This window comes from Corallococcus macrosporus (genome assembly GCF_017302985.1).
GTDB classification, from domain to species: Bacteria; Myxococcota; Myxococcia; order Myxococcales; family Myxococcaceae; genus Corallococcus; species Corallococcus macrosporus_A.
In genome coordinates, this window is the sequence record NZ_JAFIMU010000013.1 from 235337 (window position 1) to 247243 (window position 11907).

General features: G+C 71.4%; 8 protein-coding genes. 3 read left to right on the top strand and 5 right to left on the bottom strand.

Translation table 11 applies throughout. The features are described 5' to 3' along the window. Positions 1-27: 27 nt before the first annotated feature. Positions 28-1647 carry an alkaline phosphatase family protein gene (locus JYK02_RS35230; protein ID WP_207057313.1) on the top strand — a complete coding sequence of 540 codons (1620 nt, stop codon included), beginning with the start codon at positions 28-30 and terminating at the stop codon, positions 1645-1647. A 73-nt stretch (positions 1648-1720) separates the two neighbouring features. On the opposite strand, the gene nadC is transcribed toward JYK02_RS35230, so the two are convergent. The 4 genes from nadC to JYK02_RS35250 form a co-directional block, all read right to left on the bottom strand. Further along, entirely contained in the window at positions 1721-2599 is an 879-nt protein-coding gene (gene nadC / locus JYK02_RS35235; protein WP_207057314.1) for a carboxylating nicotinate-nucleotide diphosphorylase, read from the bottom strand. Positions 2600-2608: 9 nt separating this feature from the next. Continuing rightward, positions 2609-6076, bottom strand: a complete 3468-nt coding sequence (locus JYK02_RS35240; RefSeq protein WP_207057316.1) for a valine--tRNA ligase — start codon at positions 6074-6076, stop codon at positions 2609-2611. 53 nt (positions 6077-6129) lie between these two features. Then, complete coding sequence (locus JYK02_RS35245) at positions 6130-7395, bottom strand: response regulator (protein WP_207057319.1); 1266 nt, start codon at positions 7393-7395, stop codon at positions 6130-6132. A gap of 117 nt (positions 7396-7512) precedes the next feature. Further along, entirely contained in the window at positions 7513-8328 is an 816-nt protein-coding gene (locus JYK02_RS35250) for a chemotaxis protein CheW (RefSeq protein WP_207057323.1), read from the bottom strand. A 52-nt stretch (positions 8329-8380) separates the two neighbouring features. On the opposite strand from JYK02_RS35250, the gene JYK02_RS35255 reads away from it, so the two are divergent. Then, complete coding sequence (locus JYK02_RS35255; RefSeq protein ID WP_207057329.1) at positions 8381-9763, top strand: GGDEF domain-containing protein; 1383 nt, start codon at positions 8381-8383, stop codon at positions 9761-9763. 18 nt (positions 9764-9781) lie between these two features. Here JYK02_RS35255 and JYK02_RS35260 read toward each other — a convergent pair whose 3' ends face one another. Next, positions 9782-10171 (bottom strand): demethoxyubiquinone hydroxylase family protein, encoded by a 390-nt coding sequence (locus tag JYK02_RS35260; RefSeq protein WP_120557645.1) that lies wholly within the window; start codon positions 10169-10171, stop codon positions 9782-9784. Between the two features lie 169 nt (positions 10172-10340). On the opposite strand from JYK02_RS35260, the gene sinK reads away from it, so the two are divergent. Then, complete coding sequence (sinK, locus tag JYK02_RS35265) at positions 10341-11858, top strand: hybrid histidine protein kinase/response regulator SinK (RefSeq protein ID WP_207057336.1); 1518 nt, start codon at positions 10341-10343, stop codon at positions 11856-11858. The last annotated feature ends 49 nt before the right edge of the window (positions 11859-11907 follow it).

Sequence of the window (11907 nt, forward strand, 5' to 3'; positions counted from 1 at the left end):
TCATCCGGCCGGAGAGGCTGCCGCATCATGTCGCGCTTCCTCGCCGCCCTCCTCGTCCTGTTCGCCCTGCCGGCCGCCGCCAAGGCCCCCAAGCTCACCCTGTTCATCAGCGTGGACGCGATGGGCAGCGACCTCCTGTTGCGGAACCGTCCGCGCCTCACCGGAGGCCTGGGCCGGCTGCTCTCCACGGGCGCGTACTACCCCTACGCCCGGTACGCCTACGCGGAGGCGCGCACCGCCCCGGGCCACGCCACGCTGGCCACGGGCGCGAACCCCTGGCGCCACGGCATCGTGGACAACGACGTCTACGACCGCGCGGCCGGACAGGCGGTGCAGGTCTACACGGACCCGACGCATCCGGTGTTGAACGGGGAGACGGCTCCGGGGGCGGACACGAGCCCGGTGAACCTGATGGCGGAGACGCTGGCGGACCGGCTGCGCGTGTCCACGCAGGGCCGGGGCAAGGTGGTGGCGCTGTCGTACAAGTCGCGCGCGGCCATTCCGCTGGCCGGGCGGCAGGGCCAGGCGTGGTGGTTCGACGAGGCCACGGGGCGGATGGTGACGAGCACCTGGTACGCGAAGGCGGAGCCCGCGTGGTTGCAGGCGTTCAACGCGCGCAAGCTGCCGGACGCGGCGTTCAGCAAGACGTGGGAGCTGTCGCGGCCCCGCGCCGAGTACGTGGGTGACGACGACCGCACGGCGGAGCCGGACGCCTACGGCATGGGGCGCGTGTTCCCCCATGCATTGAAGGGAGGGCTCCAGGCGCCCGGGCCCGCGTCGTACCGGGCGTTCGCGGTGTCGGGGTTCTCGCATGACCTGCTGGTGCAGGCGGCGAAGGCGGCGATGGAAGGCGAAGGCCTGGGCAAGGACGACGTGCCGGACATCCTCGCGGTGAGCTTCAGCGGGACGGACGCGGTGTTCCACGCGTTCGGGCCGTACTCGTGGGAGATGCAGGACACGATGCTGCGGTTGGATCAGGCGATGGGAGAGCTCATCGCCGCCGCCGAGCGCGCGGCCGGAGGCAAGGCGAACCTGGTCGTCGCGCTGTCGGCGGACCACGGCGGCGCGGAGATTCCGGAGGCGTGGGCGCAGGCGGGCGTGCCGGCAGCGCGGCTGAATCCGGTGGAGGCGGCGAAGGGGCTGGCGCAGGAGCTGAAGGCGAAGTTCAGCGTGGACGTGACGGTGAAGCTGCTGGAACTGGACGTGTACCTGGGCGGCAAGGCGCTGGAGGACGGCAAGGTGGACGCGGTGGCGGTGCGGCGCGCGGCGGCGGCGTGGCTGGCGAAGCAGCCGTACACGGTGTGGGCGGTGGCGAAGGACGACCTGGCCACGGCGCCGGATCCGGATGGGCTGGTGGCGGCGATGCGCCGGGGCTACTACCCGATGCGCAGCGGCGACGTGGTGTTCATGGCGAAGCCGTTCCAGGTGATCAGCGACTATCCGCGCGGCACGAACCACGGCACGCCGTATTCGTACGACACGCAGGTGCCCGTGGTGTTCGCGGGCAAGGGCGTGAAGCCGGGGCTGTACCTGGAGGAGATCAACCCCGTGGACGTGGCCCCGACCCTGTCCGCGCTGCTGGAGATGGGCATGCCCGCGTCCGCGGAGGGCAAGCCGCGCGCGGAGGCGCTCACCGGCGCCCGCTGAAAGCAAAGGGCAGGTCGGATCCGGTCTCACCGGTCCGCCCTGCCCTTCCCACCGCGTGGAATGAAGTGCCGCTTCAGCCCTGCGCGGAGCGGGACTTTCGCGCGGGCTTCTTCGTCGTCGCGATCTCCAGCGACAGGTCCATGGCCCGCGCCGAGTGCGTCAGCGCGCCCATGGACACGAAGTCCACGCCCAGCTTCGCCAAGCGGGGCAGCCGGTCCAGCGTGACGCCGCCCGATACTTCGATGGGCACGCGGCTGGCCGTCAGCTTCACCGCTTCGCGGATCTGCGCGTCGTCCATGTTGTCCAACATGATGACGTCCGCGCCCGCGGCGATGGCTTCCTCCAGCTGCTTGAAGTTGGTGACCTCCACTTCAACCTTCACCAGCCGGGGACCGTTCAGCTTCGCGCGGCGCACCGCTTCCGTGATGTCTCCACCCACGGCCGCGATGTGGTTGTCCTTGATGAGGATGCCGTCGAAGAGGCCGAAGCGGTGGTTGGACGCGCCGCCCATGCGCACCGCGTGCTTCGCGAGGCCCCGCATGCCCGGCGGCGTCTTGCGCGTGTCCAGCACCCGCAGCTTCGAGCCTCGCACGGAGGTCATCGCCTGCTGGGCCAGCGTCGCGATGCCGGCGGCGCGCTGCACCAGGTTGAGCGCGGTGCGCTCCGCGGCCAGCAGCGAGCGCAGCTTGCCGTGGACCCGCGCGGCGGCGACCTTCGGTTTGATCTCATCGCCGTCGCGCTTGAGGAGCTCCACCTCCACCTCCGCGTCCACCATGTGGAAGACGCGGACGAAGGCGTCCAGGCCCGCGACGATCATCTGCTCCTTCGCGACCAGCTCACCACTGCCCTCCGCGTCGGCGGGGACCACCGCCAGCGAGGTGACGTCCCCCGCCGCGCCCAGGTCCTCGTCGAGGGACAGCGCGATGAGCCGATCGAGATAATCCTGCTGCACTTCCGCCTCCTACCGGCGCGTCTTGCGCGCCGGCTTGCCCCGGGTGGTCTTCTTCGCCGCCGCCTTCTTCGCGGAAGCCTTCTTTCCCGCCGCCTTCTTCGCGGCGGGCTTCCTGCCCGCGGCCTTCTTCGCGGCGCTCTTCTTCCCCGCCGCCTTCTTCGCGGAAGCCTTCTTCGCGGCCGGCTTCTTGCCCGCGGCCTTCTTCGCGGCGCTCTTCTTCGCCGCCGCCTTCTTCGCGGGGGCCTTCTTCGCCGCCGCCTTCTTCGCGGGAGCCGCCTTCTTGCCCGCGGCCTTCTTCGCCGGAGCCTTCTTGCCCGCCGCCTTCTTCACCGGCTTCGCCGAGTCCTCCGGCGCCTCGCGGGCGTCGCCGCCCTCCTTGGCCCTGTCGAACTCGCGCATCGCGTCGTCCACGAGGCCCATGCTCATGTACGCGACGCCCAGGTCGTGGTGATCCGCCGGGGACAGCCCTTCCTTGGTGCCCTCGCGCAGCTTGTTGAGCGCCTCCTCCACCACCGGATCCGCGGCCTGGGGCGCCTTCGAAGCCTCCTCGGCTTCAATCTCGCCCTTGAGCTCCTGCCCCAGGTTCACCCCTTCGTCCTTCGGTGCCCGCGGCTCGGCGGCCACCTTCACCTGCGCGCTCTCGGGCGCGATGCTCTCGGACGCTTCAGGGGCTTCGGACTCGGTGCTGCCCGGTAACGGTGACGGCGTCTCGGACATGGGGGGCTCCGGGGCGATGCGCTGGAGGTGATCCTGCAGCTTGACCGTGCGCTCCTGGAGCTCCGTCACCCGGGCCTTGTCCTTCTCCACCACGTCCGGCGGAGCACGGGCCACGAAGTTGGGGTTGTCCAGCTTGCGCTGCAAACTCGCGAGCTCCTGCTCGGCGCGGGCGATCTCCTTCTTCAGGCGGTCGCGCTCCGCGTCCAGATCCACCAGGCCCGCCAGGGGCACGTAGATCTCCAGGTTGCCACTCACGAACGCCGCCGCCTGCGGAGGCTTGGCGCCCGGCGGGCCCACCACGACCTCGGACAGACCCGCGAGCGGCATCAGGTACGCGCGCCACCGATCCAGCAGCTCGCGCGTCGTCGCGTCCGGACTCTGCACCACCGCCTTCACCTTCGCGGACGGCGGCAGGTTGCTCTCGCCGCGCAGCGTGCGCAGCCCCTCGATGGCCGCGATGACCGGCGCCATCTCGCCTTCCGCGGCCGCGTCCACCCACGCCGACTCCGGCGCAGGATACTCCGCGATGCAGATGCTCTCCGTGGGCCGGGACATCGGCAGCTTCTGCCAGATCTCCTCGGTGATGAACGGCATGAACGGGTGCATCAGCCGCAGGATGCGGTCCAGGCACGTCACCAGCACCGCGCGCGTGGTGTCCTTGGCCTCCGCGTCCTCGCCGTACAGCGAGCCCTTCGCCAGTTCGATGTACCAGTCGCAGAACTCCGCCCACAGGAACTGGTACAGCGTGGAGGCCGCCTCCGCGAAGCCGAACTGCTCCAGCGACGCGCGCGTCGCTTCCGTGGCCTTCTGCAGCCGGGAGAGGATCCACCGGTCCGCCAGCGTCAGCTTGCGGCCCTCCAGCGGCGTCCGGTCCAGGTCGAAGTCGCCCATGTTCATCAGGGCGAAGCGGCTGGCGTTCCACAGCTTGTTGCAGAACGCCTTGTAGCCACCCAGGCGGTCCATCGACAGCTTGATGTCGCGGCCCTGCTGCGTGAGCGACGCGAGCGTGAAGCGCAGCGCGTCCGCGCCGTGCGCGGGCATGCCCTGCGGGAAGCGGTTGCGCAGCGAAGGCTGCAGCGCGTCCGCCTTCGCGCCGAGGATGACGTCCAGGGGATCGATGACGTTCCCCTTCGTCTTGGACATCTTCTCGCCCTTCTCGTCGCGCACCATCGCGTGCAGGTACACGGTGCGGAAGGGCACATCCCCCATGAAGTGCAGGCCCATCATCATCATCCGGGCGACCCAGAAGAAGATGATGTCGTGGCCCGTCTCCATCACGGACGTCGGGTAGAAGGTCTTCAGGTCCGCCGTCTGCTTCGGCCAGCCCAGCGTGGAGAACGGCCACAGCGCGGACGAGAACCAGGTGTCCAGCACGTCCGGATCCTGCGTCAGCTCCTTGCCGCCGCACTTCGGGCAGGACTCCGGCGGCGTGCGCGACACGATGACGTCCGCCGTGTCCTTCGAGCGCTCCTCGGGAGGCGTGCACGCCGTGCAGTACCACGCGGGGATCTGGTGGCCCCACCACAGCTGGCGGCTCACGCACCAGTCGTGGATGTTGTTCATCCAGTGGAAGTATGTGTTCGTCCACGACTCCGGGACGAACTTGGTGCGGCCCTGCTCCACCGCCTCGATGGCCGGCTTCGCCAGCGGCTCAATCTTGATGAACCACTGCGGCGACAGGCGCGGCTCCACCACCGTGGCGCAGCGCTGGCAGGTGCCCACGCTCAGCTTGTGCGGCTCCTCCTTCTCCAGCAGGCCCAGCTCCGTCAGGTCCGCCAGCACCTGCTTGCGCGCTTCCGCGCGATCCAGGCCCGCGTACTTGCCGGTGTCCTTCGTCATCCGCGCCGCTTCGTCCAGGATGGACAGCATCGGCAGCTTGTGGCGCAGGCCCGTCTGGTAGTCGTTGAAGTCGTGCGCGGGCGTGACCTTCACCACGCCGGTGCCGAACTCCATGTTCACCAGCTCCGCGTCCGCGATGATGGGGATCTCGCGGTCGGTGAGCGGCAGGGACACGCTGCGGCCCACGAGCCCCAGGTAGCGCGGGTCGTCCGGGTGCACGGCCACCGCCGTGTCGCCCACCAGCGTCTCCGGGCGCGTCGTCGCCACGGTGAGCGAGCGGTCGCTGTCCTTCACCGGGTAGCGGATGTGCCAGAGCGAGCCGTTCTTCTCCTCGTGCTCCACTTCCAGGTCGGAGAGGGCCGTGCGGCAGGACGGGCACCAGTTGATGAGCTTCTGGGCCCGGTACATCAGGCCCTCTTCGTACAGCCGGACGAACACCTCGCGCACCGCGGCCGAGGACTGCTCGTCCATGGTGAAGCGCTCGCGGCTCCAGTCCAGCGACGCGCCCAGGTAGCGGTGCTGCTCACCGATGCGCGCGCCGAACTTGCCCTTCCAAGTCCAGACGCGCTCGAGGAACGCCTCGCGGCCCAGGTCGTGGCGGCTCTTGCCTTCCGTCTTCTTGAGCTCCTTCTCCACCACCATCTGCGTGGCGATGCCCGCGTGATCCGTGCCCGGCAGCCAGAGCGCGTTGAAGCCGCTCATGCGCTTCCAGCGCGTGAGGATGTCCTGGATGGTCGCGGTGAGCGCGTGGCCGATGTGCAGGCTGCCCGTGACGTTGGGCGGCGGCAGCACGATGCTGAACGGCGGCTTGGCGGAAGGGGCTTCGGCGCGGAAGTAGTCGCGCTCCAGCCAGTGGTTGTACCACCGCGCCTCCACCTCGGAGGGCTCGTAGGCCTTGGACAGTTCAGTCGTGTCAGTCATTGCAAGCGGCCGGCCCCCGACGGGGCCGGCGGGGAATCAGGGGGGACTGCGAATCAGTGCTGGGTCTCGCGGTCCTTGATGAGCCGCTCCAGCTCCTGCCGGATGATCGTCTCCGCCAGCTGCGGGACGACCTCCCAGGCAATCTTCTCGATGACCTCGCGGGACGCCTTCGACAGCGCCTCGCGAAGCAACGCCTCTCCGCCATCCGCGGCCGGACGGGCCTGCTGCATGGGCGTGGCGGCCGGCGCCGGGGGCCCGCCGAGGTCCAGGGAGATCTCCTCCGCACCGCTGGGCTCGGGCAGCGAGTCCTCGATGCGGATGCTCTCCGTGCGCGCCTGCGCGGCGGGCGGAGCGGACGGGGCTCCCAGGCCGAACGGATCCCGGGCCCGGGCCGCCGGAGGGACCGCGGCGGGCGGAGGCGCGGACGGCAGCGGCGCCGCACCCGGAGGACGCGGGAAGCCGCCCGGGATGTTCGGGGCGCCAGGGCCCGGAGGACGCGCGGCCATGCCCGGAGGCGGTGCACCCGGAGGACGCGCGCCCGGAGGCACGGCACCCGGCGGAGGACGCGCACCCGGAGGCATGGCGCCCGGAGGCGGCGCACCCGGAGGACGCGCGCCCGGAGGCACGGCACCCGGAGGAGGACGCGCACCCGGAGGCACGGCGCCCGGAGGCGGCGCACCCGGAGGACGCGCACCCGGAGGCACGGCGCCCGGCAGCGGACGCGCGGCGCCCGGAGGCGGCGGCACCCCCGCGCCCGGAGGACGCGCACCCGGCGGCGGCACGCCCGGTCCCGGAGGACGGGCACCCGGAGGCACGGCGCCCGGAGGCGGCGCACCCGCGGGACGCGCGCCCGGAGGCACGGCGGCGGCGGGCGGCGCACCGGCCGGGGCCACCGGTGCGGCGGTCTGGGGCAGCACGCGCGTCGCGGCGGACGCGGGCATGGTGTTGGACTTCTGGCCCACCAGCGCCTTCACCTTGTCGAGGAGGATCTGGCTCTCGAAGGGCTTGGTGATGTGGTCATCCGCGCGGGCGGCCTTCGCGCGGTTCTCGTCGAACGCCTCGAAGGTGCCGGCCAGCAGCAGCACCGGGATGGCCTGCGTGGCGGGGTCGTTCTTGAGCGCCTCGCAGACCTCGTAGCCGCTCTTGCCCGGCATCATCACGTCGGCGAGCACCACGTCCGGGCGCAGCTCGCGCGTGCGGGAGATGGCGTCCAGCCCGTTGTCCACCGCGGTCACCTGGAAGTCTTCCGTCGCGAAGATCATCCCGATCACCTTGCGGATGGTGAGCGAGTCGTCGGCGATCAGTAGATTCTTGGGCATCGGCTCCGGCCTCGGGGGGCGCATACCCCCCTGAATTCGTTTGAGATTTCGGGCGAGCAAGCCTGCCTGCACGCCCTGTGTCAATCGGAGAAGCTTAGGATTCGCGCTTTGGGCCGATCAAGAAAACATGCGCTGCAGGTCCAGTAACATCACCGGATCCGGCAGCCCCGGCGCCCGGAACGTTCCGGTCAGCTCGGCCGGCTTGAACTTCTGCAGCACGCCGAGCACCCGGGTGGCCGCCAGCCCCACGTTCCGCCCCGCCAGCTCCGTCAGGACGAACAGCTCCTCCACCCGGGCCGGCGCCCCCAGCAGCGCCGGAACCGAACAGATGGGCCACAGCGCCTGCGCGTGCGGATACACCCCCGCCACGGGTCCGCTCTGCACCGGAAGGACGCTGAAGGCCTCGCCCCGGGGCACCACCTGGGACACGTTGGCCAGCGGGACGCCGAACAGCACGCCCTGGGACTCCAGCACCAGCGCCCGCTCCGGGGGCACGTCCACCCAGTGTACGGGCCGCAGCTCCGGCGGCGTGACCCGGGGGCCCGCGCGGTGCGGCAGCGCCTCCACGATGAGCTCCAGGTACAGCCGGTCCTTGTGCAGCACCGCGCCCCGGCTCAGGGGCGCCAGCGAGTCCGCCAGGCCCGGAGGCAGCAGGAAGAACGGATCCCGCGCGACATCCGCGACCTCCACCACGGAGCGCACCCGCACCGCGAGCGTGGGGCTGACGTCCAGCACCACCACCATGCCCGGCACGTCCTCGGGGGGGCCGCCGAGCAGCGTGGAGAGATCCTTCACCTCCAGCACGCCGCGCAGGCTGGCGCCGCGCGCCCCCGGCATCGCGACCTCGATGACGGACGTGGCCTCCACCGCGTAACGCGTCTCACCGGCCTCCACCAGAAGGCAGAGCCGCCGTCCGCTTTCAAAGGGCGACACGGAGGGGGACCCTAGCAGCCTTCCAGGGTTGGGTGCTAAGCCCTGAACAGTCATGGCGCGACTGCTCCTCGTCGACGACGAAAAGATCGCCCGCAACCTCTACGGCGACTACCTCACGGCCGCGGGACACATCGTCACGGCGGTCGCCACCGTGGCGGATGCGAAGGCCGCGCTCGCCGCGGGCCGGGTCGACGCGGTGGTGACGGACCTCATCCTCCCCGGCGGCGACGGCATGGAGATCCTCCGCCACGTGCGCGAGCGCTATCCCGGCGTGGAGGTCGTCGTCATCACCGGCCTGGACAAGGTCGCCCCCGCGGTGCGCGCCATCAAGAGCGGCGCGGCGGAGTACCTGGTCAAGCCGGTGGCGCCGGAGGCCCTGCAGCACGCCCTGCGCCGCGCGCTCACCACGCGCGACCTGATGCGGGAGAACGCGTCGCTGCGCCAGCACGTCGCGCTGCTGGAGGCGGGCCAGCGCATCGCCACCACGCTCGACCGTGAGCGGCTGGCCGCCGCCACCGCGGACGCGCTGGAGTCCATGGCCAACGCCTCCGCCGTCATGCTCCTGGAGCGCGACCCCAGCGCCTCGGGCTTCCGCTCGCACGGCATGCGCGGCCTGCCGGAGGACCTGCACGAGGCCCTGGTGCCGCAGCTCGTGGAGCGGCTCGCGAGCACGCGCACGCCCCTGTCGCTCGACGGCCTGCAGGTGCCCTGGCCGCGCACCCTCACCTTCCCCGCCGTGGACGGCGACACGGTGCTGGGCCACGCGGTGCTCTTCCACGACAGCGCGCCCCCGGAGCACCACCCGGAGACGGTGAGCTTCCTCGTGCGCAACTGGGCGCTGGCCCTGCGCAACCTGGGCCGCTTCGCCGCCGTGGAGGACCTGGCGTACGTCGACGACCTCACCCGCCTGTTCAACACGCGCTACCTGCACCTGGTGCTGGACCGCGAGGTGAACGAGGCCCTCCAGACGCAGCGGCCCTTCTCCCTGCTGTTCCTGGACCTGGACCGCTTCAAGGCCATCAACGACACGCACGGGCACCTGGTGGGCTCGCGCGTGCTGGTGGAGGCCGCGCGCGTGCTCAAGGGCTGCGTGCGCGACCCGGACGTGGTGGCGCGCTTCGGCGGCGACGAGTACGTGGTGCTGCTGCGTGGCACCGACTCCGGCGGGGCCCTCAAGGTCGCCGAGCGCATCCGCCGCACCATGGAGACCCACCAGTTCCTGGGCCGCGAGGGACTGGCGCTCAAGCTCACCACCTGCATCGGCGTGGCCAGCTTCCCGGAGCATGCGCAGGACAAGGACCACCTGCTGGACCTGTCCGACCGGGCCATGTACCGGGGCAAGCGCGGCACCCGGAACGTCGTCTACATGGCGGCGCAGGACCTGGAAGCCACCCCGGCCGAGCGCCGCCAGGGCCCGCCGCCCGCGCAGGGCTGACGGGCTCGGGCCTGCGCGCTACTTGCGCAGGCTGCCCACGGTGAGGCGCTTGGGCAGCTCCACCTCGGCGGGCTGGGCACCGCCGCCCTCGCTCACCGCCTCCACCTCCTCGTGGGACGCGCCGGTGGTGATGAGGCGGTACTTCTGCCCCGCCTCGCGGTCGTGCTGGGCCTGCTCGGGGTCGAGCCGCGCGATGAGCTGCCAGAACAGGGCCGCGTGCTCGCGCTCCTCGTCCATGACGTGCCGCAGGATGGCCTTCGCCTCCTCGTTGTCCGTCGCGTCCAGGTGCGCGGCGTAGAGGTTGATGGCGTCCAGCTCCGCCTCGATGTTGAGCCGGATGGAGCGGGCCAGTTCGGAGTCCGTCAGCTTCCGGGGCACCAGCGAGTGGAACGGGTTCGTCTGCGGCATGAGGGCCTCTGCGACAGGGAGAGTCCCCAGCAGGCGAGCGGGCATTCCGTGTCCCGTCGGGCCCCGCTGGAGGGCGGTCGCGAGCATCCGTTCGGTCGCGAGCGGGGTCAACCGAATCCCGCCGGGGGTGCGTTGCGCGTGAACACCCGCGTCCGTCATGCTTCCAACCATGGAGACCCCCTCGCCGCTCGCGCAGCTGCTCCAGGCCCTGGACGCGGGGGACCTGGACAAGGCACGCCTCGCGGCGGTGGCCCTGCAGCGCGCCAACGCCCACACCCACCAGGTGGCCGCGGAGGTTCTCCATGAGCTGCGCCAGCCGCTCCTGGGCGCCAAGGCCTACGCCCAACTGCTGGCCGAGGAAGGGGGCTCCAGCGGCCCCCTGAAGCTGCTGCTCGCGCAGGTGGAGCGGATGGAGCAGATCGTCTCCGACTTCATCCGCCTGGCCAGCGAGCGGCCGGCCCCGCAGCAGCGGCTGTCCCTGGCCGCGCCCATCTGGGCGGCGGCGAAGGTGTTCAGCGTCAACCCGGACTCGGCGCGCATCTCGCTGGAGGTGGAGGCCCCCGAGGACCTCACCATCCAGGGCAACGCGCGGCTGATTGAGCAGCTCACGCTCAACCTGCTCAACAACGCCCGCGACGCCATGTCCGGCCGGGGCCGCGTGAAGGTGACGCTCGCGCGCGAGGGCGCGTCCGCGGCCCTCTACGTGTCCGACTGGGGCCCGGGCATCCCGGACGACCTCAAGACGCGCATCTTCGAGCCCTACGTCTCCGCCAGCAAACGCGGCACCGGCCTGGGGCTCGCCGTCTGTCGGCGCATCGCCCAGGAGCACCACGCGCAGATCGCCCTGGTGCCGCCCACGACGCTGCGCGAGGTGCCGCCTCCGGCCACGGTGTTCCGCGTGCTCTTCCCGCCCACGGACGCGCCCCGCCCGCCGCGCAAGCGGCTCCTGGTGGTGGACGACGAGGGCATCATCCGGATGGTCTTCAAGGACCTGATGGAGAAGGAGTGCGAAGTGATCGAAGCGGCCACGGGCGAGGCCGCGCTCGAAATCCTCCGCTCCTCGCGCGTGGACCTCATCGTCACGGACAAGAACCTGCCCGGGCTGTCCGGTCTGGAGCTGGCTCAGCACGCGCGCAAGCTGGACCCCGCGTCGCGCGTCATCCTGATGACGGGCTACCCCTCGCTGGTGACGACGCAGCAGGCGCTGCAGCTGGGCGTGGTGGACTACCTGCTCAAGCCCTTCGACGACATCCGCCAGGTGCGCGCGCTGCTGCGCCAGGCGCTGTACACGCCCGCGGCCCCGCCCGCTCCGGCTCCCAGTGTCGCCGCGCGCCGGGTGGACGTGCTGGAGGACAACCCGGCCACCGCGCGCCTGATTTCGGAAGCGCTGGGCCTCCTGGGGCTGGAGGCGCGCATCGTCGTGGGCGCGGAGGTGGCCGCGCTGGAGCCACCCGCGGGCGTGGTGGTGTCGTGGGACTTCGCGCCGGCGTACGGCAAGAAGGCGCTGGAGCTGGCCAAGGGCCTGAGCCAGGGCGCGCCCTTCGTCGTGCTGGCCGAGCACCTCACCATGGAGACCGCGCTGGCGTCCCTGCGCGCCGGGGCCGCCGCGTGCCTGCCCAAGCTGCTCTCCGACACCACGGCGCTCAGCCGCGAGCTGAGCCTGGCCTTCAAGAAGGCCGCGTCCTGAAAAGACTCCGGCCCCGGGCGCCCCGCTTCACGCGGAGCCCACCGGGGCC

What these genes read in the sequence shown, in the direction of transcription:
- JYK02_RS35240 (WP_207057316.1), bottom strand. Translation starts at nt 6,076, where the DNA reads ATGACTGACACGACTGAACTGTCCAAGGCCTACGAGCCCTCCGAGGTG.
- sinK (WP_207057336.1), top strand. Translation starts at nt 10,341, where the DNA reads ATGGAGACCCCCTCGCCGCTCGCGCAGCTGCTCCAGGCCCTGGACGCG.
- JYK02_RS35255 (WP_207057329.1), top strand. Translation starts at nt 8,381, where the DNA reads ATGGCGCGACTGCTCCTCGTCGACGACGAAAAGATCGCCCGCAACCTC.
- JYK02_RS35260 (WP_120557645.1), bottom strand. Translation starts at nt 10,171, where the DNA reads ATGCCGCAGACGAACCCGTTCCACTCGCTGGTGCCCCGGAAGCTGACG.
- JYK02_RS35245 (WP_207057319.1), bottom strand. Translation starts at nt 7,395, where the DNA reads ATGCCCAAGAATCTACTGATCGCCGACGACTCGCTCACCATCCGCAAG.
- JYK02_RS35230 (WP_207057313.1), top strand. Translation starts at nt 28, where the DNA reads ATGTCGCGCTTCCTCGCCGCCCTCCTCGTCCTGTTCGCCCTGCCGGCC.